Genomic DNA, 22,414 nt, shown 5'->3' on the forward strand with positions numbered 1-22,414 from the left:
AACTAACCAACCTCATTGTCCAACAATGACAACGAACCTCATCCCACCGGATGAACCTTCCCGGTCAAATGCTCCTTCAGACATTGATGTCTCGTTGAACGCACTTTTAACCGGCTTGTAACCCCTTGTGTTGTGCTCACCCAGTACTTCGCAGATTCATACCTACCCTATATCGAGGATAAGACTATGACTAACTCAAACAAATCAGTTCAAATCAAAATTAACGAATCCAATTTTCTCGCGAACCTTGGTGCCATTTTTTCCAACACCGGAAAAGTGATCAATGAATTGATTCAGAACGCCTCTCGCGCCAACGCCACAACCATTACCTTCACGACTTCAGTAGAAAATGGCCGTGCGAACTTAATGGTACTGGACGATGGTTCAGGTATCACTGACATGCAAAAGCTTCTGTCGGTTGCAGAATCAGGTTGGTCAAGCGATGTGGCTAAATGCAACCCATATGGTATGGGCTTTTTAAGCACTTTGTTTGCGTGCGAACACATCACCATTCAAAGTCAGCATCAAAGGCTCTCAGCAAGTACTGAAGACATCGTTTCAGGTGAATCTATCGAAATCGAAGATAGCCCACTTGGTAAAGGTACATTGATTCAAATGGAAGGCATTTCCGACGCTTTATTTGGCTATTTAACTTCTAGCAAATATGACCGTGAGGTTGATCGAATTGGTGAAGGCTATGAAATTGACGTCGTTCTAAATGGAGTTCTGATGTTTAAACATCACTCAAGAATGACTTTAGAAAGTTCTACCCAATACATCGAGCACAAATTCGAATACGGGAGTATCTATTTTGACACTAAACACAACGGTTTATCTTGGCTGGCATACCTGCAAGGCGCACTGATTTCTAGCACCAATACGGTCACCAGTTCAAACCAGTTAAACCCTCATCATATCGTTCACTTGAACGACGATGTGAAAGCAAGAATGCCTGATCGAGCTGAATTGTTAGATGCAGAAACTGTCGAGCAATCAATTCGAACGAGTGTTCAAACCCTGATGATGCAGTTCCTCCAAAAAGAACTCAAACGTCTTGGAGAGTCGTTTGCATTCGACCGATTACTATGGAGAAACGCCGTTAACCATGCCCCTCAAGTTCTCAACAACGTTGACTATTTAACGAAGCGAGAGATTGGGGAAAGCAAAAGTTACGAGCTCGGACTCGCTGGATATGATGGCGTAGAACATAGCCAACTTAAACAGCCGATGTCTCGCGCTGAAGTGGAATCATCTTTACTCTTTGCGCTCCCGGAGCATGATAGTGAAGACGAAACCATCAACATCAACTACCTGATGTATTCAGAAAATGTGTTGTTTGTCGACGTGAGGGGCTTGCATGCAGACCATTGGATCCACCAGTGTGAAATCCGTGAAGTGAGTGAACTCGATGTCAGTATCGAATTGGTTAACCCTACTTCGGTGGCCACACTCAATGGTAAGTATTCAATACCTATCGTACTGTGCGACCAATACATTCTGAAAGGTGAATTTGGGCAGGTAGTAATAGAAACGGATGCCGTAGTTGTGTCAGGTGATGAATTTGATTATGGAACGTTGATTATTCCAGAAAAAGAAAATTTATCGACCGCACTAGGGATCTATGCCAATTACGATGATGAATGGGGATGTTTTTGTGAAAGTGACATGGACCACGACAATTATCTGCTTGAGAAGTTGTACAGCAACCTCAGAGCGTCAAGCCCTGAAGTGTTGATTGAAAAAGTGCTTGATGAAGCGTTCAGGGACTCTGGCATGAAGCAAAACCTCAACAATCTGAAGTTCACTGTTTCGTTTTCAGGAACTGACATTGTAGTTACCGAAACTAAGTAACCACACTTACCCGCCAATCTACCTGTCTTTGTACGGTAGAACACCAAGTATGGAGTTACTATGAACTCATTTACTGACTCCCTCATCGACCATTCTCATGAATTGGGTCGGGGATATGGTCCTTACGCTCAAGTCGATATGTTACACAATATCCTTGAGTTAATTGGCCCAACTTTGGATAAAGTTAAATTGCAGGAACTCATTAACAGTGTAGGGTTTATTGAAGCCCTAGACTTAAAGAGTGAAGAAGATAAGGCATTTGTATTAGGGCAGTTACAAGACGCTCTTAATCAATAACTTATCGTTATCGAAAGCTCCCATCACGGGAGCTTTTTTTTTGAATCCACATTAGACCGCAGAGTCGAGTTCGTATCGTGTTATAGCACAGCTATCTTGGAACAAACTTTATTATGCGAGAACACTAGGGTTTGTGATTTTTTGTTATCTATATAATCGAACACATAGACTAGTGATTAGACCGCGTTCTGCTTGATTGATGAGGGTAGCGCTGAATAGGAGATCTTGTATGTGGTGAATCCAGAGTCCTGATAGCACTCTGATAATAGATCGTTGGGCGCTAGTTGGGTTAGCAGAATTGAAGGGTTACTAAGAATTTTGTGATTTTCGCTAAACATACTCTTACAGTATTCATCCAGCGTAACAATAGCCAGTGTACTGCAATACCGGTTATTACCTTTACCCAGTTTGTGAAGGTTGTATTTTGACTTAGCCTTTTCTGATTTCTTTCGAGCCCCTTTAAGTGTTCGTAAGCTTATCTTCGCAATGTTCTTGTGGAGTTCGCTTTCGCCATTAATATGCCGATCAAAGATTTCGAATGATTTTCTATCTAGGTTTCCACTGTAACCAGCAATGAAAGCACCAACAATTGAATAGCTAACCCCCTGGAGAGGTTGGCAATGTTTGAACAATTCCGCTTGTGAGAAACTTACTCCGGCACGAGCAACGCATATATCATGGTTTTTAGAAATGCCACTTAGGGAGACTTCCAGTAATCGAATACCGCTGCCACCTGTATCAAGAATGTTTGGCGACTTGCTTATCAAAGCCTTCTTTAAGTCACTCTGACTTAATAGATACTTTAGATCAGGTCCATTGCTCTGCTTTTTAAGGGAGCGCTTTTCCCTTTTTGAAATGTTACCAATAGTTTCGAATACCAAGCCATCACCTAAATAGAGTGATACATGGGAAAACTGAGCGTTTGCTACATTGGCAAATTTGCCAATCAATCGGCCATGCTTGCTTGTGCCTTTAGAGAAGATTATATCTCCAGGTTGTAAATACGATATGGATTGTAATGGTAGATGATTCATGCCTAAGCCTATTTAAATTACTGATTTGTAAGCAACTATACTTTATAGTTGGTGTTTGATTTTAATTATTATTTGTGTGTTTTATTGCTTGTTACTGTTCTCGCATAATAAAGTTTGTACATAACGGGACAGTAAATCAGTTAGTTGCGGTAGTTGGGACAACAGCCCTTTCATTACATGGCTGCTGGCCACCACCATCAAGAGATAATTATGCCACTGAGTTTATAGTAGGACGCGTCCTACTACCCAAAAACCGCCCTAACCAAACAAAGTTTTGCTGAACTCTTCTAATTGAGCAATCTGCTCAGGCGTTGCATTGTTCAGTTCAATTTTCGACTTTGTTTTGCTCACGACTTGGAATGATACCGATACCTTCCCATTCTTTGCCCACGATTGAGGTTCTTTATTAATACCCCCCAATTTAGGAGAAACAGGACTCCAATCTTTCAACCGTGCAATAAGCTCTTTGTTCACTTCCTCTGCATTCATGGCTTCGAATTCTGAGCGGTTTTCGTCAATCCATTTCGTGAAGGCACTTTGCTTATCTTCACTCTCTGAAACCGTGCCGATCAATTTACGAAGGAACTTTGCATCTCGGCTACTAAAGGCATAGTTTGAAAACAGGCTCTTCAGACTGTCAGGCATCGAGTAGATAGCGAGGGAGAGTGAGATGTCTGATTTTTCGTATAGACGTTCTTTCTCTAATTTGTACGCCGACCAATCATTCACTTCCATCAAACGAGAATAGAGCTTGCCCTTTTCGTAGTAATTGAAAGACGTCTTGATGTCAGACGACGCCACCAGCCAGGTAATGGTTTCAGGTGTTGGGATTTGATCTAATATTTCAAAGTCCAGCCCCACTTTTTTATCCATGGCAATATCAGTACGACATGAGCCATCCACGACATAGATCAGACCATCTTCACCTTGGTAAGCAAGGACAGGCGAAATTTGCATACCGAACTCGATTTCATCACTCATCTTGTTGAGTTGAATCGTATTGCGGCTCGACTGTTCACGAACGTTGTCCACGTCAATCCTAACCAAAGTCATAATCTCATCGTATGACAAGGTACGTTGGATAGCACGGTAGCTTGTACCATCAATGGACTTAATCTCACGACCTGTTTGCGTAAAGTCCAGCTTCTTAGTCTCAGTTAAAAACTCTTGGAGACTAATGCCGCCCTCCTTTAGTGAAGCTTCAATGGAAGCCAACTTCCCCTGTGCTAAGGTCATAGTGGTTTCGCGCTCATTACCACCCATGAAGGCTTGGGGCTTGCGTTGTGAGCTCGACACACTCTCCACTTCAGGTTCAGTGATTGTAGGTGATTCTTGTGCGGCCTTAGCAGCGTTAGCTGCAGCGATTTTCTTTAGACGGTTATTGGCCATGATTATTGCTCCTCACCTTTGTCCTGTTGTTTCCAAACGTCCGTTATCAGCTTATGAATGTCGGCCACGACTTCTTTACAGTTCGCCTGTGCCGCTTCTAACGCTTTACCTTTCTTACTGTCCATTGACCTAGAGAATTCGAAAACACTGCTATGCTCAGACGCACAACGTTTTACAGCTTCACTGTGTTTCATTTTGGTCGACAACACTGCATCACCAAACTGACTGACTAGAGCATTGAAAATGTCCAGTTCCGAGTCACTGCCCTTCCAATTGGAAATGACAATCTTCGCAAAATCGTAGCCTTGATGACCTTTAGCAATGAAGTTACCAATGATGCTATCCAGATATTGAAAGTAGGCGCAGGTCGCATCGGTATCATTATGTTCCGCCTTACACGGAATCAACACGCTAGTCGCAGCGAAGTAGCTGTTCAACGTAGCAAAGCCCAATGAAGGCGGCGTATCAATTAGGATAATGTCAAACTCACCGTCGAGAGCATCTAAGATGTTTTTCAAACGGGTTGTAGGGTCAACGTTCTGTCCCGCTAATTGGTTACTGGCACTCAAAGATTCCGAGTCTCTATCGGACTGAGACGCAGGGATAATTTTCAGATTGGGGATGAGCGTATCTGAAACGGCGTTACGGACCTCGTCCTGAAACGTGTCTGTATTTGGATCAAGTGCCATCAAATCGCCAATGCTGGTGCGAGCGTCTGAAATATACTTAGCACCATTTCGCTCAATGTGTTTGGTTTCGTGTTTATGAACTGGAGGGTAGAAACTTGTCAGGGTTGACTGACCATCCATATCAATAAGACAGATCTTGTAACCAACATGATAGTTAATCGACAAACCTGTCGCTATTGCATTGGCCAGCGACGTTTTAGATACCCCGCCCTTTTGGTTTTGAACGGCAATAATCTGCGTCTTTTGTTTCGCTGTTCTTTGGAATGGTTTGTGTCTTTTCTTTAGAACGGTGGTATTCGGCATGTTATCGCGGATCAAGTACAGCTCTTCAAGTGTCAGGTAGTACTGAATACCCACCTCAGCATAGCGTTTAGGATCGATACCTAACGCTTTCGTTAAGTCGGTCAATACCTTTTGAGAACATTCGAGGTACTTCAATGCCTCAGCTTGTGTGAAAGAACGAGGTTGCTTTTCATTTGTTTCGCGGCGCAATTCCAAGAATTTAGCACCTCCGTCCCCAAGTTCGTCAACTAATTCAAGCGTCTTGAGCTGTTTCTCTGTCATTGTTCCCATAGCAATATCCACCAGTGGCCTGTTTGAAAGCTAGTATGAACCAATATTAAAGGTAAGAAAAGATATAATAAGTCAATTTTGGATAAATTCATTGAAATTCGACTTACGATACAGTTTTAAACTAATGATGTACTTTTCTGCAAAAGATAGGGGAACGATAGAGGAAAAAACAAAACACAACAAAAACAACAACTTAAAATAGTAGGACGCGTCCTACTATTGTGTTGAACGGCCATGTTGTTCAATTCATAAACGGGCGTGTGTAAGGAGTAATGGGTTTGAAGCCACTACTAACATACGAAAAGTCAGCTCTGCGATACATAAACGCGGGAACTGACTGAATGTTAGGCTTCAATGTATGAGAAAGAAATTTTGTTGTAGTAGTGACCAAACAGGTGTGTTGAGAATGTGGAAATGCCAACAAGATGAAAGCAAACCAGAATGAAGCTAGTCACACCAAACAATCAAAATCTCTTACTATTCTGTCATGATGACAGATTAGAACACGGGTAAAATGCCGGAGATATACTCTACGACACTTGCTCCATTAGGTATTCAAAAGCGGTTTCTACCTGTGCTTCTGTCATCGAATCAAATTCAAAGCGTTCCATCGATTCAATTAACTGACTGGGTACAGGTTGTGTGTCGTGATCAGAGTGAGTGCTCGGCACTTTAGTTGTATTCATGTATCTATCACCTTGTTGTCTTTGATGAGTAGATACTAAATCAACAAAACACCCCCTCCCCCCATATTGGCGTTAGGTAGGCATAAACAGGGGCCGAGAATAGAAAACGGGGGGAGAATGGCTTAGAGGTGGAGCACCGAATATTAAATTGTCGCCTCTAGCTGGCTTGAGGAGGACTCTTCATCGAGACAACTAGAGTGGAATTGATAGCTAAAGACTTTCACTAATTCTTGCTCACGAAAACTCGCCACAACAGCAATTTGGTAACCCATCGTAAAGAAGTCGTCATAAGAATAAGGGATCTGTGTTAATCGCTCACCGGTATCAGTAAAGCCAAGTACCCATGTATTGGTGCTTGAATCGAAATCAATGATGGTCAGTAAAATTGAGCGCCTTGCATCGAATCGATACACAGAATTGGTGGCTATGGAAAAGGCAAACCCAAATTCATCGTCCATAGTAGGTTCAACCGGGACACGAGCATCAGCAAACAGCTTACAGGCAGATAGCTGACTGAGGAGAGCTTCAGAACTGCCTTCTACTTTATTGAAGAAACCGGATATCGCTCCGAGGCAAGTATACCCGCGTTTATTCGCCATCTTTGCAAGACCAGGTAAATCAGATTGAGCTTCACTGTCAATCAGAATCGCAATTTCTGTCTTCACCATCGTTTTTCGCCATATCGGTACTAACGACATCCAATGGCTCATAGGAAGACCGGTATACCCTTGTTCAGTTTTCAACGTTGCAAAATATCCAGAATCCACAGGGTAAATGGTCAGAACAGCAAGGGTAAAATTACTTGTGCCAGAAGTAGGAAAAAAACTGCAATCTGAATTGAAACATGTCGTGGAGTCAACAGAGAGGATGTCGTTATCTATCCAAGACATTGACGCCTCGGGAACTCGAAAACGGACCAGTACATCTCTTTCACGCACTGCCTTATATTCCTTGGGAAGACCTAACATGGACATATGTGGCAAGTTAATGTCATCAGGATGTGTTCGCAAACTCTTCACGACTTGCTGGTGCATATACACATCGGCCTGCTCTTGAGTACACTCAACTTCTTTGACAGAGCCGGTATCGCTGCGCTTAGTTTTGTAGATCAGTTTTTTGGAGCGACCACTCACTACAGAATGAGTGAGGAACACATTCTTCTTCCCTTGCGTGATGATATTCGCAGTAGGCAGTCTCTCAGGTTCGTTGTAAGTTTCAGTGTTCGTCATTAGTACCCCCACCCGCCCATAAAGCCATCAGAACCAAGAGTGGTTGGCGATGGGTTATCAGTTGACGGTTGTTCCGTTGCATCTAGAACCGGAGGAATAAATTCCATTTTTGGTCCATCAGTGGAACCTGCACGCTTAATCAAATCAGCAGCAGACTCACCTGTGTGTGTAACTACCTTTGAAGTACACACAGTATTGGTGTTCTTGATTGGCTGTCCAAAGGTGTTAACAGGAACGTTGTTTTGGTTTGAACTTAATAATTGCTTCTCTTTCTTTCCACGAGCGATCTCGTGGTCCATGGTGGATTTCATGTTCGTCCACATATTATCTTCTACGCTCATGAGCGTTTTAATACGACTGCGGTAATGAGGCTTATCGAAACCGAGTTGATTGAACAACAAGCGCATCATTCTACGAATTGCAGATTTCTTACGCATCTGACCAACAAATGCAGTATTCCAAACCGACTGGTTAGAACTGAAACTCATAGCCGCCATAAGCTCTATCTCATCCAACTCTTCACGGGATAGTGCTTCACAATAAACATGCCCTCCCAGTGTCTCCCCAATAGCATAAGCACATAGTAAGTCCCCACTTGCATAGGCACCTTGAGAAGTATGCTCAGGCAGTGAACGAGAGCCATGATAGACAAATTGGTCATTGCTAAAAACTTGATCCGCTGTAACTTGCGCCATTTCACCTGACTCGAACGCTAAGTGAATCAGTCCGTGGTATGTCGGCATGAATTCCAACACGAAGAAATTCGATACATAATCGTGACGGTACAAAAAGGTGCCGTGATTCAAGCCTTCCTCAACAGACAAACCAATGGTCGCTTGGTTCAGTATGCTCCAATACACTGAGTTCGCATCCATATTAGAGGTAATCGACTCACCAAAGCTTTCCAGAATGTATGCGACATATTCCAGCTCTAAGTCTGTATCAAGACCCGATTGGTTCTCAGCAACGATAGTCGAAAAATGAGGACGTGCAGCCTCGACTGCTTGTAATACTAGTGATTGATTAGTCATGATAGCGCCCTCCAATTAACGGCAGTACTTCGGAATAGTGATAGAAGTGATTCCTGATAGATTCACGCGTTTTGTCCATACGCCTGTAGAAAGGCAAGTCGCCAATGTATGTAGCCCATCTTTGAACTTAATCATCGATTCTTCCTTTCTTTGTAAGTCATAGACTTCACATAAATCAGCATCGACATACTCAATGCATGCAAACAAGAAGGCACCCAAGTTCACCTCAAGCAAGCTTGCTACGTAGGTATAGAACGCTTCTTGAATGTGATATCCCAAGTTACCCGCTTGCTTGGCAAACGCATCAGGGTCCGTACTCGCAGTTGTTTTTACATCAACGGCAATACAGTCGAAGCGTAGCCAGTCAAAGCGACACTTGAGCCACAGACCAGTTTCTGGGCAGCGAGCGATAAAGGAGATCTCTGGTAACCCGTCTTGAATCAATGCATCTGCATCAACATTATCTCGACATGTTTCGTGTACGCGGTGTGCATCGTCCCAGACAATGGCATCAATCGCTTTTTTACCTTTATGGATAGTCTTATTGTTGTGCTCTTCTAAAACCGTATCCCAAAATTGTAGGGTCGGTTCTACTGCCAATAACTCTTTCATCAAACGCTCTTTATTCGCGCTTTTTGGCACATTAGGGATGTTAAGCTTCTCAACAAGCGCTTGCATTTCTGCGACCGTTCTAAGGGCATTTGGGTAATCAGCTGGCACAATATCGCGGTAATAGCGGTCATAGAACCCATGAGGCTCTAGGACCAACTCATGACCATAGGTGCCTGCATCAAAGGTGCGTTGCAGCGACTTCGACACGGTTCTACCACGGTCAATATCGCTTATGTATTTTCTGTAAAAGTGGGCAGGGGATTTCTTTACAAGCAGCTTCAACTGAGATGATGAATACGCGGGTAGGGCATGGTAAACCTCGTTCTCCATACCAATGTAAATCCCCTCGATGAGCTCACCTTTTTCATCAAGCCAGCTCGGGGACCCATCTTTGTTGTATGCCTTAAGCACATCACAAGTACTACCATCAAATTTGAATGGAGTAACCGAATCTCTTAGCGAGCTAATCATTTCAGTAATCATAATATGCCTTTTAAACTTGTTTGTGATGTTATGAATATACATCACGAAATCCGTTTTTTAGTAGTAATCTCCCCCCACTTTGAAAATTAGCGAATTCTCCTTGATCCCTTATATATCAATGTCTTTGAAAGAAATCCTAACTGTCTAAACCAGTCCAAAATCGGTGTATAACCAATGATGATAAAATCAAAAATGGACATCGAATATGCTAGGTATGAACTATGTAATTCCATACGCCAAACACAGAACAAATACTGGCAGTGGCGCAGGTGTGCCGTTGATATTGAAATCGAAAGGGCTCGCAAATGGTGAAGGACTTTATGGTGATTGCTTTAACTTGCCGATAAAGCAAGGCGGGGTGTGGTTGAAAGAAGCCGAAATGGAATCAATGCTCACGAGCACGCTGGTGGAGCTCGGTAAGATACCGAAGAAATTTATAATCACCCGGTTGAACTTAGGACCAAAGGCTGTTCCTGATGAGTTGTTTCTCAATATCTTTGCGAGACATTCTCTGCCCTCAAATGTGAAGCTCAATGGTGTTTGGGCAAGAACGCTTATCCCCGAGTCGCCGTTTGTACTTTCTGTTATCGACCTGCGTGGCCAGAAGTGTGAATTATCCGTGACGGAAAAAGTCAGCCTGCTGCTGGGCAATGTATCCGGAGAAGTCGCGATACTGTCAGACTCCCCTTATACGACCTTTCCAAAGTGCCAATATCAAGCCAAGATGCTGAACGCGGATTATGACAATGATGGCCGTGTAGCTGGGCGGCTATTGAATTTTGAACAGCTACAGCTTTCTAATGCGGCTGCGCTTTTGATCGATGAATCTACGAAACCAGAAAGACTTCAACAAGTTCTCCATTGGTGTGAGTTGTATCAAATAAAGGTCCGAAAGATAGACGCACGGCACGGTCAACAATAAATATTGTCAATTAACGCCCGAAAATTGGCTCTTTAATTGAAAACATCGTTTGAGGGAAACGTTACCTTGTTACCGTCTTTACGTTTATTGGTAACTCTATGATCCACTTCCTAACTATTGCTGCCGCCATTTGGGTACTTAAGTATCTGATGGAGCGCTTCCAAAAGAGCAGAGTACTCGTGTTTATCACGGGAATAGTTGGTGTACCTTTACATGAACTCGGACATTACCTGATGTGCAAATTGGTTGGGTTTAAGGTAACCGAAGTGAAACTGTTTCAAATGCCGACTCAAGATAATCCCGTGCTCGGCTACGTAAATTACGAATACCCAATGACCATCTCCGGTTCAATTCGAAAAGTAATAGTCAGTATTGGCCCAATTTTCACAGGCATCGTCGCACTGTATTTCCTCTCACCACAAGTGACACCGTATCTTTTTAATAACAACACAATTGACCTAATGTTGTTCATGAATAAAGCAGGGTGGCAACAGTGGTTTCTCATCTGGGTTTTATCTTCAGTAACACTGCACATGCTTCCATCTCTCACTGACATCAAAATCGCAATGGCTGGTTCACTGTGGATTGGGGTGTTTACTTATGTCGGCTTAATCTACGCAGCTTCACACACCACAACCGTTCTAAGCAACGTCGATATCTATCTGGAAGAAATGGCAGGTTTGATGAGTGTTGGGGCAATCATCGCAACAGTCCCAGTCGCTATAACGCTATTTCAATTTATTTTCTCAACTATGAATTCGCGTATGTATAACAAAAGCGTTAATTCATTAAAAAGAGACTAGACCAATGAAAATGACTCAAAAGAAAACATTAGCTGCGTTCATGATTTCAATCATGGCAGTCGGTTGTGCATCTAACGACATGACCAAATTGGAAGTAGAAAAGGCGAAGCATGACGCAACGGTTGACCGTGTGGATGAGACGCTGAGTAACATTCCATCTTGGTACATGAAACCACCGAAGTCTAACGGTGAAGGCTTTTTTGCAGCCGGAACAGGAATGAGTTCTGACTTAGACATGGCGGTAACCAAAGCAAAGATTAACGCTGAGTTTGAATTGGCCAAGAAATATCGCCAAATCGTATCGGGCAGTGAACGTGCGTACACATCAGAAACAACCAATTCAGCAACAAAGGAAAGCAAAGTCGTATCGTTGACGGAAAAGACAATCGATAAGCTGGTGGCGAACGCACAGCTCTCTGACTATGACGTAACGGATACAGAAATTATCCGTGAAGGTACTCAGTACCGCGTCTACTTATTGTCATTCATGCCATACGATTCGAACAATGATGGCAATGATGACTTATTCCGTGACGTTCGAGCAGCAAGCGACATTGCATTTAAAGACTTAGAGCGTCGTGTAGATAAGGCAACAAACGGCAACGCTGTTGAATAGGGTGGTGCCGTGTGAAGGCTATCAATCATCAAATAACAACAGCAAGCGCCTATTACATCTGCATGAATACCATGCAAGACACATTCTATTGGATGTCATTTGCAGGTATGGGTTTCGCGATGTTAGGAGCATTACTGCCTGACATCGACACCAGACATAGCAGGGTAGGGCGCATTGTTCCGTTTTTGAGTATACCGATTGAAGGCATTCTCGGGCATCGAGGGGCGCTACATAGTTTACTTGCCGCGTTCGGGCTTTGGTTCTTATGTGCGACGTTTGAGTTTCCTTGGGCATACTCGCTGACATTTGGCTATATAGGTCACCTGGTGGGGGATGCTTGTACAAAATCAGGCGTCAATTTCTTTTGGCCGATCACTACTCGGTATCGAATGCCGCTGACGCCAGCAAGAAATGGGGTGCTTGAAACTTTAACCACCATAGGTTGTGTAGGAACTGCATTGGCAGTAGCAGCGCTATGAACCAGTTTAGACGAATATCACACACAAAATCCGCGCATACACGGATTCTAAGTGTGATTTAGCGTTGAAGGCTATTAAAACCGTAACTTCGGCACGGATTTTATGTGTTGTTTGTTGGTATACACGGAAAAAATGATCATAAACCAAATTGGAGCCAATCAATGATATAGCGAAATTGAACAAAGCGATTAATTATCAAACTGATAGCGAGCAAAAATCAAGCAACCCTTGAGTGGATGGATTTGATTTAACACATCAAGTTAGGAAGCTATATTTTCAGCGATAGACGGAAAATATGTAGTACTAAAACGTTAAATCAATGACATAGATACAACACGAACCAAAAAACACGGATAATGTGTAGTGTTAAGGTGTAGTGATAAGAAAGCTTGATCATAAATTCATACCTGAAATCTCACAACGAGGGCGTCATACACGGATAAACTGATCAGATAAAGTGCTCGAACCCAAAAAACACGGATAATATGTATGGCTACACGGATAAGATGATCACTATCGTGATCATCTTGAAAGTAGGTGAGAGGTCTCAGCCCAAAAACACGGAATTTGTGTGTGATTACACGGATTATGTGATCATTACATTCTGAAATATGGGATCTGCATTAGATCACACGCGGATTTCCTGTGTTGTTACACGGGAAGCTTGTGTGGTTGCACGTATTTTTGGATCTTTAAAAGAAAGCCCAATACATCACCGGGTTCATGTTTAATCAATTCTGGTTCAAACCTGCAGTTGATGTTTTTTAATCCGCGTCATTGAAACAACACCATCCACAGAACTGGTTAAGCCTTGCTCGACCATGCTGAATTTTCCCCATATGATTAACACACGGATTTTTCGTTGCAATAAACGGATTTTGTGTTCTGATACACGGATAAAGTGATCAATGATAGACTTGATTGCTATTTCTAATGTAAAACCATTCAAATAAACAACAATAACCCATAAATAAATATTCTTTTATTTCAGCAACTTAAAAGCCTTATCGTTACTACCTTCGCTATAACTCCATCAAACACGGAAAACAAGTGTTAATACACGGATTTTGTGGGTTATTTAAGAAAAACCTGTAATGTTTGCAAATATTTTTGTTATACTTCTTACCGAATTAGAAACCTAAATTGAGTTTAGACATGGTAGAGAAAGTCAACACATCTAAAAAACATACCCTGCCAAAGCAGTTCAAAAAGGCGCACAAGCTAGTCTTCTCACAACAGGACTTAACTCAACGTGAGGCAGACCTTTTCGCGTTAATGATCGCTCATATGAAACCCGAGGATTGGGAAGATAACAATACTCCAGTCTATCAGTTTAGTTCTACGCAACTATCAAGATGGCTCAATATTGACCCGAAGGAACTTGCTAAAACCCTCAAGCCGGTAGCAGACCGACTCACTAAAAAGAATATTGGTGTGTTGACAGAGGACGATAACAAGGAGGTTCAAGACTTCGATTTCATCTCAATTTTTAAGCGTGTCACTTACAAAGACAGGCTGCTAACCATGAAGCCAAATGACGAACTTAAAGAAGCATACATTGAATACAACAATAGTTACGCATTGATCACCACTCAGAGCTTCTTAGGTCTAAAGAAAGAGTATGCAAAGCGCCTTTATGAAATTTTGTCACGCTTTAAAGGTGGTGGGACTTACCTGCAAACATTTGAAATTGAAGACTTAAAAGGCTTATTTGGTCTACATGACCCTGCTGGAAAAATCAAACCAGGTAAACGCTCTTTCTCTAATAACAGCGTCTTCATTGAACGTTGTATCAAAGCAAGTATCAAAGGGATTGAAGAAGACCCTCAGACCAACCAAGAGATCATGCTCTATGATTCTGAAGATGGTAAAACACATGGGTACGAGGTTTTCCGTGAAGGTAGGAAGATATCAAAGATTAAGTTTTTGTATCGTTGGGTCGAGAAAAAAGGTCCAGTTGAAAACCTTAACCTTGAAGATATTAAACGTATCATCTCACAATTAGAGATGAAGCGTGTTGGCGGCCAGGACCTTACTATCGATGAATTGAAAAACTTATCACATTGCTACAAATCAATAGGTGAAAATGACCGAGCTAGTAAGATTAACCTAGCTGTAGCGCGACGTGAGAAAGAAGAAGAACAACGTGTGGAAATGGCACAATCTATTGAGAGTTTCCTGAACGAAATTAACAACCTATCTGTAGATGATAATTACTAATAAATACATAAACTTAAGTCACTTACACACAGCTAGAAATAACGCTTTAAAACTATTCAGTGACAAGATGGTGATTACACGGATAAAGTGTGCTTTTAAAGGGAGCTAAATGATCAACAAACAAGGATATACAGATCAAATAATCGGATAGAAAGATCATAAATTCGGGTAGGATGATCATACATTCGGAAAATGAGATCAAACATACGGGTAATGTGTAAATGAAAACGCTAAAAGCCCTTTAGAAACAGTTACTTATGATGCTCCATAGTTATTATAGATCCCATACTTTCAATACTTAATAATAGATATAAATAGTAATTAATATAGAGTGTAGATAATAACAGTAGTTCAAGGCCATGATTGCTGAAGGCAGTTAACCATCATCACGATAACTCCAACTACATTTCGAATTCGCATCGGTTGAACAAATAAAGAACCCTTGGGTTCTTTATTTCGTTTACTAGTCGTCTGAAACCACCCAATGGTCAGCCACCAGCCGCGTTATAAAGGCATCGAAGAATTCTTTTTTACCGAATATACCCATTTCATTAAAATCATTGTTGCAGTAGCTACACAGCACCTCAGTTATTGCTTCATTCACTAGATAGTGGATTTCTTGGATACACACATGATACGAATCTTCGCCATCACCGAACGTTAGAATTCCCCCTTTTTGGATCAGCTCAGAAGGCAGTTCCAATTCCTTTTTGTATGTTGAATCGATGAATTTATAGAAGTCGGGGCCAGTGTGATGAGTGTTCCCTCGCGGAAGTAAGTACAAAGTTACTTTTGTCATGGTAGAAAACCTTTTTCTTATCTCATGTTGATTTCTTTTGTATACATCAATGACCAATTCTATGAAGGAAAATGAAAATCAAAGTGTTGTTCAAGCGTGGAAAGCAAAAATGCCAAGGGTAAAGAGTCTTTTGTGGGTAAAAAAAGGCCCTGCTCCAATGCAGGGCAACTTTTATTATTGTTAAGTCGAAGCCTATCCCCAGGTTATCCGACTTTTCACCACACGTAACTGTCACCACACAGCACGCCAAAGAAGACTGTGACAATCTGCTTAGGTGTGCTGTGTGACGTTTGCTACACGCGGTGAGGGATCAGTGAAAAATACATTTTCAATAAATTCAGTCGAGGACTGGTATGATCAACGGGACATATCACCCGACTAATAAGGGAACTACCGGATAGTGGTAGAGAACTTAGAAGGTTTTGAGAACTGAATTAATTATAATTATGCTAGGCGGTTTTGTATAGTTTATATCCAAAGTGGTTGGCGTAACTTTGAACTTGGTGAAGCAGCCGCAGGAAAGGTTGTGGCACAATGATGACACGCTTGTAGCAATATAGTGATTACGTTGTGGTACTACAGCTAAAAAAAACCCCCGTAGAACGGGGGGAGTATGTGTGGTGATTTCGTAGTTATGCCTTACTACTTGTAGTTAGTCTGCTCCACTCCCTCCTTGGAGTGACTTTGCAGGGCCATACGAGTAAATACCTCCACACCAATATACGATGCTTCCTATTTACTAACTGCCTGCCTATTAGTTTGGTTTACCAGTTGGCTATACTGAAGGTTCACTTCTTCGATCATCTGTTGACGACTGATTAGGCCCCCAAACTTTTTTTCACCAATATAAAAAGTTGGAGTTCCAGTAAGTTTCAGATCTCTAAAAAGTTTATTATTTTTATTTAAAATAGCACTTACTTGTGACGAATTCGCAGTCTTTTTGATAAGCGTACTGTCTAGCCCCATCAGTTCAGCAAGCTCGTATGCCTTCTGTGGGATGGACTGCTGCATTGAAAGAAGCTCTTTGTGGAATGCTGGATACGCATTGGGAGAGATCTGATTTACAGCAATGGCTATCTTCGCTAATTCAGTCGAATTAGGGCCTAAAATCGACACGTCTTTATACACGAATCGAATGCGTTTGTCTTTACCTATTAGGGGAGCCAACTCTGTTGCACCTCTCTTACATACCCCACATGCGTAGTCAAAAAACTCTACGATAGTGATCTCTCCAGCTTCATTAAGAACTGGCGTATCTTCATCATAATACAAAGATTTTGAAAACATTTGTTTATGCTTCATTGTTTGGTATGTCCTCACGGATTCCACTCCTGCGATTAAGAGTTCAGGGTTTGATTGGAACGCTTTCATAAGCATCGAGTTGAATTGTTGTTGTGACATTTCAACTTCAGAAGCTGATGCGGTAGCTGCAGAACCAATTGCCAAAATTGTGAATAAAGTCGTCGCTGTCTTCTTGAACAAAGGTGCCATCATTAGATTCCTCGATTTGAGTGGTCGTAACATAGTGCTCGATGAACAACGTTATGTTTTCAATTAAGAGAACTTTTTTTCGAGATAGATTGAAACGGGGGGAGAAAATTGACGCGATGATCGGGGAAAACCATAATGAGTTTACCCACCCCAGTTATGAAAAAATGTATGGAGCGTTACTATGGACCCGATCAGTAGAATGAATTCCCTCATTACAGAAAGCTTTAATTCTGTAAAAGAATCGCAATCTGAAGTGCTTGAAACATTGGCCACTACAACAAGGAAGGTGTTCAAAGAAATTACTCAAACAACACCGAATTGGAGGCAGAAGCTTTCAGAAATTGCCAATGATGCAACTTGCGCCAATTATGTTGGCCACGTTGTCTCTAACAGGCACACTCCAGCAGAGCTACTTCAGTCACGGGCAACTGACGACTTTGTTCTTAACGAATTACAAGTGACAGCGTTCGTGGTTTACGAAATGGTGGAACGAGGTTGCCCTGAGCCGACTCAACTCAAAGATTTGAATACTGCTATCCAGAACGTAACGCTGAAGTCATTAAACAGTTTCCGCAAGTTACTACGCCGCCATAACTATGATATCGACTATCTTTCAGATCGTGTACAAGAGGCTGCCTTGGAAACGATTCGTGCTGCACGCTGCTATAAGCATACGGGTATAGCGAGCTTTGATACTTACGCGAGCGCTCGCGTTAAGACCGTTGTATCAAGAAAAGAGCTCCACCATACACTGATGGTGAAAGTATCAGACCGGGACATCTCAGGCGCGTACTCAAAAGCAATTGAAATTAATTCCGAGAAAACCAACAACAAGCTGACCCCAGATTCCAGTGCATCATCGTACTTACCCAAACCATTGTATGACTTTGAGCAAGGTTCGAACGACAATCGATATGGGGTTACTAGTGGATGTAGCGACAATGTGGTGTCGGATTTGACGCATCTTAAGTTGAGACAGCACTTGATTGCCCAGTTAAAGACCCTCAATGCGAACGAGAAAATTGTGATCATGAATGAGATGGGATTAGTAGCCGGTACATTGAATCGAAACGACTTGGTTGAATCTCTCGGTTTCTCCTCGTCTCGATATACCCAAGTTAAGACAAGCGCCTTACAAAAGCTAGGCGCACATAAGTCACTTTCTAAGTCATGGGAACGTGCGCTTGCTTAGTTGATGAACTCAATTCCACTCCCATTGGGACTGTTGTTTGGCAGAGTATCGTTAGTTTCGGTATTCTGCTTTTTGTTGTCGGTCCTTTGGTATTGATCAGCAATAGGTGACGCAGCTGGTGGTGCGCTTTGCGTGTAATTGAAGGAATCTTTAATTTGAGCGTATTTTCCAATGAAGGTTGTTTTTGCAGAGCCTATAGCTGATTTACGAGCTTTGCTAATAATCAAATGAGCGACACCAGGTTCATTTTGAGGATCATACATTTCCGGTCGATAAATAAAGCAGATGATATCCGCATCTTGCTCTAGCGAACCTGACTCGCGTAAGTCGGAATTCACTGGGCGTTTATCAGCACGCTTCTCGATATCGCGAGACAATTGGGATAGTGCTACAACAGGTACTTGTAACTCTTTCCCCAACGCTTTGAGCTGTCGTGATATTTCTGAGACTTCTAAATTTCTATTATCAGTTTTGTATTTTTCACTGGTTAGTAACTGAATGTAGTCCACACCAATACCAGAAATCTTTCCATTATGCTGCCGATAAAAGCGACGTGCGCGACGACACAACTCCTCGACGGTCATTGAACCGTCATCCATCTCAATATTGTAATCACCTGATCTACCTAGCGCAGATGAACAATCAGCCCATTGAGTATCACTCATGCTGGCGTTTCGAATATTACTCAGTGGTACGCTTGCCAAGTTAGATAGCAAATTCTCTCCAATCGATTCTGAGCTCATTTCAAGGGAGAAAAATAAGAATGGTGCATCGTTTTGATAACTTGAGTTTTTGATAACGTTCAGGAGTAAGGTGGTTTTGCCATGAGATGGACGGCCTGCAAGGATGATGAAATCTGCAGGTCGGAATCCACCAAGTGCTTCAAAGCATGCAAAGCCCGACTTAAATGCATTAAATTCCCCTTTGCTTCTGCGCTCCATGTTGTCCAGCGTTGCAGCAAAGGCATCTTTCAATGAAATTGGGCCTTGCTCATTGTCCTTTTCCACTTCGTCATAAGACTCAACAACAGAATGCATCGAACCTATGATTTCATCGGTCGTCTTGTTTGACGAACATTGTGTTAATAGCTTTTGAAGCTCCACCTGAAGTGTTCGTTTGTTGTTAGTGTCGTTGATTTGCGAAACATAGTCAGAAAGAGCATTTATGTTTGCTGGTTGCGCTAGTGACTCCATGGCAACTGTAGTAATCGCGTCGACTCCCTCTTGCCCATACTCAGCGTATACACGCGCTTTAATCGTGTTTAAATCGATTGATTGTTTATCTTCGTGCAATTGGAAGCAGGTATCGATGAGAACCCGTGTCGCTGTATCACTGACAACGTTAGTTTCTAGGTCGAGTTCGTCAATAACGCCATCGTGGGAGAGGATGAGGTTAATCACTGGGTGGTATAAATTAAACTTTAACATGGTAATGCCCATCGGATACTAGGACATAGTTGATACAACTTTTGAGAGTGAATTTAGAGAATTGAGTGGGGGAGGTGGTAGGGAAACCCAAAAAGTTAACAACGGAGTGGGTTCAATCGCAACAATCAAACGATTGGATTTTTGGGTTTCCCAAATTACTAAAGCGAGGCGTCGATGCCTCCCTCATAATCAAAATCGACGGACTCTGTTGGAGAGCTAATCAATGCGTCGATGATGTTATTGCGTCGTGTCGTGTGGTATTTGCCTGACGGAAGTTTTTGCATAAATCCATCGGTGACCTGGTTGATGTCCAACGAGTAGCCCAGCTTCGAAATCTCGCCATGAAGTTTAAACATCACGTTATCCGATATGTAGTGATAAGCGGTACTGCGCGAGATGTTGGCGTAGGTTCGATAGAGCTCTTCACATGGTTCCATTTTGAACTCATCTTCCAAAAGACTTGAGCTGCATTGAGAAAATAACAAGTTTACTCGTGCATCTAAGTAATCGGTGCGGCTGGGTGTGAGCATATACACGGCCAAACACGCGAAGGCGACAATTAAGCACGCAGCGGTTCTGACAGGGACACACTTTGTATTCATTTCCATAACGTTTCCAGTTCCATTCATCAAGACAACCAGTACGAGAAATATGGCATAGACACTGACGTAGAAATGTAATTAGTGGGACGATTTTATCTGTTTACCTCATTTGAAGACGATCCCTCATCATGTGATTGGGATCGAGTGCCATTGTCAAATAAGAAGCTTAAATGGCTTCGCTAATTCGTAAACCCAAGTGATTAGACGTGTATAACTGACAGTCAGAGTCTAAATCCTCTTAGAGTTGCCGGGGTAGTTAATGAAAAAGATGGTTGTATTGTTGAGTTTGATGACGGTCGCTTCGGTTGCACTCGCTGATAATTCAAACAGTGAAACGACGCTAAAGCTCCCTGCGAATTCAGTCGCTTGCTATGGAACAGTTGCAGGAATGTGTGATTTCCTGACTACGAAATCGTAGAACTTAAACCAGTAGCAGCGTAACAAGGAGATAATAATGACAAACCTTCTTTTAATCATTTCAGTTGTGATAGCGACATTGGTACTCCAAAAGACGATTGCTTATTTGCGAAACGCTAAGGAAAAAAGTAATAAGGAAAAAGCATTAAAGCTATTGAAAGCCAACGGTTACGAGCCTGAATTGTACCTCGCGACTATCGGAACGGACGATCCTCAACTGAGAGATGCTTTAGACCAGTTCGCATTCACTGGTCATGTAATCAAAAATCGTCACGGAGACATAATCGGGGGGGTAGTTCCTAAAGCAAAACCTGGTTTAACTAAGCCTAGCTTGAAGCTAGTTGTTTCAAATGACTAGTGAGGGACAGAACGTTGTCGGGTACTTCCCTCATCAAAAACTTCCGCTCAACGAGTGAAGATTAAAGATGAAGAGAAAAGGTGTATCACCACAGGAACATACTTAGTCAATACTGACTTTCAATCATTGGCCACGAAAAGGAGAATCTCCGTGTTTTTCTTGCCAGATATCCATGACACAAAATTAGATACTGTTGCTTTATCAAACGCGAGTAGATGCAGCATTGTTGCTGAAGTCGCAGGAGAGAAGTATGTCCCGAGAGACTTTCTTAACTTACTTGTGGTTGGCGAGGGGGGCAAAATCGGCAGTAAAGTAAAAAATACTAACGATTCCTATGACTTGGGTCCCGCTCAGGTGAATACAATCCATTCCAAATACATCTTACGAAACTACCCTAATAAGTCTTGGGTAGATGTTGCCACTGACCCTGTTCTCAATATCCGTATCAGTGCAGATATATTCAAAGGATGCCTTACCTACGCTAAGGGTAATGTTTGGGAAGCCGTCGGTTGCTATAACTCAAAGACAGTCAACATCAAGACCAATTATCTAATCAGAACAATGAAAACTTGGGATTACATTCTGAAACGACCATCATTGAACTGCTCGGAGTATTGGTATCAGGATTAGAGCTAACTTCGACTCCCCAAATATCAAATAGCAGCTCAAATTCCCCTCGCTATTTAGCAAAATCGACTTCTACCACAAGTAATATGGGGTTCTCATGTTTATAGGAATTCATTATGTCGATATGTATAAATCGAAAGACACTGACCCTATGTGGTGTACTCGTACTGTCTGGTGTTCTGGTTCTAAAGTTCTCTTCTGTTTTCTTCGATGATTCTCATGCCTATGTTGGCCAGTGGAGCTCTGTATCGTCAGACGGCGCTGCAGAATTCAACGTCGGAGCTGACTACATTGAGGCGTTTGGGAAACGATTACCCGTTGACGTGATTGTTAATGATGACGGCTCTGTTTTGGCTCAGTCTCCAAACCAAAACTTTAGAATAACCAAAACCACCAGCGGTGTTGAGTTAACTGTTACACGTAGGTACATCGAAGAACCGGTCGAGAAGGTTTATGAGCTGACTCTAAAGCAGTAAGCGTTCGTAAAGACGTTCTAAATCAACTTCATATTACTGAGAGCCATCGTAACTAAATGATAGTGCTCAGACGTGTATAACTACTGCATTATTGAATCAGAATGAAACGCG

Annotated in this window: 23 protein-coding genes; 12 read left to right on the top strand and 11 right to left on the bottom strand. The window is 42.2% G+C overall.

The window, feature by feature from the left end:
• Window positions 1-186: 186 nt before the first annotated feature.
• A complete protein-coding gene (locus OH460_RS23160; protein WP_269999698.1) occupies window positions 187-1,851 on the top strand; it encodes an ATP-binding protein in 1,665 nt (554 codons plus the stop codon).
• Between the two features lie 60 nt (window positions 1,852-1,911).
• On the top strand, window positions 1,912-2,148 hold the full coding sequence (locus OH460_RS23165) for a hypothetical protein (RefSeq protein WP_086714996.1): 237 nt from the start codon (window positions 1,912-1,914) through the stop codon (window positions 2,146-2,148).
• 176 nt (window positions 2,149-2,324) lie between these two features.
• Here the strand turns inward: OH460_RS23165 and OH460_RS23170 are convergent, their stop codons facing one another.
• The 7 genes from OH460_RS23170 to OH460_RS23200 form a co-directional block, all read right to left on the bottom strand.
• Window positions 2,325-3,182: a hypothetical protein gene (locus tag OH460_RS23170; protein ID WP_269999699.1), complete on the bottom strand. Its 858-nt coding sequence runs from the start codon at window positions 3,180-3,182 to the stop codon at window positions 2,325-2,327.
• 258 nt (window positions 3,183-3,440) lie between these two features.
• On the bottom strand, window positions 3,441-4,571 hold the full coding sequence (locus tag OH460_RS23175) for a hypothetical protein (RefSeq protein WP_269999700.1): 1,131 nt from the start codon (window positions 4,569-4,571) through the stop codon (window positions 3,441-3,443).
• Window positions 4,572-4,573: 2 nt separating this feature from the next.
• Entirely contained in the window at window positions 4,574-5,833 is a 1,260-nt protein-coding gene (locus OH460_RS23180; protein WP_081230251.1) for a ParA family protein, read from the bottom strand.
• A gap of 530 nt (window positions 5,834-6,363) precedes the next feature.
• Complete coding sequence (locus tag OH460_RS23185; protein ID WP_154724030.1) at window positions 6,364-6,519, bottom strand: hypothetical protein; 156 nt, start codon at window positions 6,517-6,519, stop codon at window positions 6,364-6,366.
• Between the two features lie 143 nt (window positions 6,520-6,662).
• Window positions 6,663-7,748: a hypothetical protein gene (locus OH460_RS23190; RefSeq protein WP_269999701.1), complete on the bottom strand. Its 1,086-nt coding sequence runs from the start codon at window positions 7,746-7,748 to the stop codon at window positions 6,663-6,665.
• Window positions 7,748-8,779, bottom strand: coding sequence for a recombinase RecT (locus OH460_RS23195; RefSeq protein WP_269999702.1), 1,032 nt, complete (start codon window positions 8,777-8,779; stop codon window positions 7,748-7,750). Before OH460_RS23195 ends, OH460_RS23190 begins: the two co-directional genes overlap by 1 nt.
• 15 nt (window positions 8,780-8,794) lie before the next feature.
• Complete coding sequence (locus OH460_RS23200) at window positions 8,795-9,874, bottom strand: PD-(D/E)XK nuclease-like domain-containing protein (RefSeq protein WP_269999703.1); 1,080 nt, start codon at window positions 9,872-9,874, stop codon at window positions 8,795-8,797.
• Between the two features lie 205 nt (window positions 9,875-10,079).
• Here OH460_RS23200 and OH460_RS23205 point away from each other — a divergent pair, with 205 nt between their 5' ends.
• The 5 genes from OH460_RS23205 (at window position 10,080) to OH460_RS23225 (ending at window position 14,914) form a co-directional block, all read left to right on the top strand.
• Window positions 10,080-10,796, top strand: a complete 717-nt coding sequence (locus OH460_RS23205) for a hypothetical protein (RefSeq protein WP_269999704.1) — start codon at window positions 10,080-10,082, stop codon at window positions 10,794-10,796.
• Between the two features lie 98 nt (window positions 10,797-10,894).
• Window positions 10,895-11,599, top strand: coding sequence for a hypothetical protein (locus OH460_RS23210; RefSeq protein ID WP_081230256.1), 705 nt, complete (start codon window positions 10,895-10,897; stop codon window positions 11,597-11,599).
• Window positions 11,600-11,603: 4 nt separating this feature from the next.
• Entirely contained in the window at window positions 11,604-12,215 is a 612-nt protein-coding gene (locus OH460_RS23215; protein WP_269999705.1) for a hypothetical protein, read from the top strand.
• 11 nt (window positions 12,216-12,226) lie between these two features.
• Window positions 12,227-12,694, top strand: a complete 468-nt coding sequence (locus tag OH460_RS23220) for a metal-dependent hydrolase (RefSeq protein WP_081230258.1) — start codon at window positions 12,227-12,229, stop codon at window positions 12,692-12,694.
• A 1,155-nt stretch (window positions 12,695-13,849) separates the two neighbouring features.
• Window positions 13,850-14,914, top strand: a complete 1,065-nt coding sequence (locus tag OH460_RS23225; protein ID WP_081230259.1) for a replication initiation protein — start codon at window positions 13,850-13,852, stop codon at window positions 14,912-14,914.
• Between the two features lie 463 nt (window positions 14,915-15,377).
• On the opposite strand, the gene OH460_RS23230 is transcribed toward OH460_RS23225, so the two are convergent.
• Window positions 15,378-15,713: a hypothetical protein gene (locus tag OH460_RS23230; RefSeq protein ID WP_269999706.1), complete on the bottom strand. Its 336-nt coding sequence runs from the start codon at window positions 15,711-15,713 to the stop codon at window positions 15,378-15,380.
• 732 nt (window positions 15,714-16,445) lie between these two features.
• The gene (locus tag OH460_RS23235) at window positions 16,446-17,207 is read right to left on the bottom strand and encodes a DsbA family protein (RefSeq protein WP_157939159.1); all 762 of its coding nucleotides are present in this window, start codon (window positions 17,205-17,207) and stop codon (window positions 16,446-16,448) included.
• A gap of 178 nt (window positions 17,208-17,385) precedes the next feature.
• Here OH460_RS23235 and OH460_RS23240 point away from each other — a divergent pair, with 178 nt between their 5' ends.
• Window positions 17,386-18,396, top strand: coding sequence for a hypothetical protein (locus OH460_RS23240; RefSeq protein ID WP_081230262.1), 1,011 nt, complete (start codon window positions 17,386-17,388; stop codon window positions 18,394-18,396).
• Here the strand turns inward: OH460_RS23240 and OH460_RS23245 are convergent.
• Entirely contained in the window at window positions 18,393-19,823 is a 1,431-nt protein-coding gene (locus tag OH460_RS23245) for a replicative DNA helicase (protein ID WP_157939158.1), read from the bottom strand. The two genes, OH460_RS23240 and OH460_RS23245, sit on opposite strands and share 4 nt — an antisense overlap.
• Before the next feature lie 158 nt (window positions 19,824-19,981).
• Window positions 19,982-20,431 carry a hypothetical protein gene (locus tag OH460_RS23250; protein WP_081230264.1) on the bottom strand — a complete coding sequence of 150 codons (450 nt, stop codon included), beginning with the start codon at window positions 20,429-20,431 and terminating at the stop codon, window positions 19,982-19,984.
• 253 nt (window positions 20,432-20,684) lie between these two features.
• Between OH460_RS23250 and OH460_RS23255 the strand changes: the two genes are divergently transcribed.
• The 4 genes from OH460_RS23255 (at window position 20,685) to OH460_RS23270 (ending at window position 22,303) form a co-directional block, all read left to right on the top strand.
• Window positions 20,685-20,843, top strand: a complete 159-nt coding sequence (locus tag OH460_RS23255) for a hypothetical protein (protein ID WP_154723766.1) — start codon at window positions 20,685-20,687, stop codon at window positions 20,841-20,843.
• 36 nt (window positions 20,844-20,879) lie between these two features.
• A complete protein-coding gene (locus OH460_RS23260) occupies window positions 20,880-21,200 on the top strand; it encodes a hypothetical protein (protein ID WP_081230265.1) in 321 nt (106 codons plus the stop codon).
• A 150-nt stretch (window positions 21,201-21,350) separates the two neighbouring features.
• The gene (locus OH460_RS23265) at window positions 21,351-21,830 is read left to right on the top strand and encodes a lytic transglycosylase domain-containing protein (protein WP_081230266.1); all 480 of its coding nucleotides are present in this window, start codon (window positions 21,351-21,353) and stop codon (window positions 21,828-21,830) included.
• Window positions 21,831-21,943: 113 nt separating this feature from the next.
• A complete protein-coding gene (locus tag OH460_RS23270; protein ID WP_081230267.1) occupies window positions 21,944-22,303 on the top strand; it encodes a hypothetical protein in 360 nt (119 codons plus the stop codon).
• The last annotated feature ends 111 nt before the right edge of the window (window positions 22,304-22,414 follow it).

It is taken from the genome of Vibrio sp. Makdt (genome assembly GCF_027587015.1).
GTDB lineage: Bacteria > Pseudomonadota > Gammaproteobacteria > Enterobacterales > Vibrionaceae > Vibrio > Vibrio chagasii_B.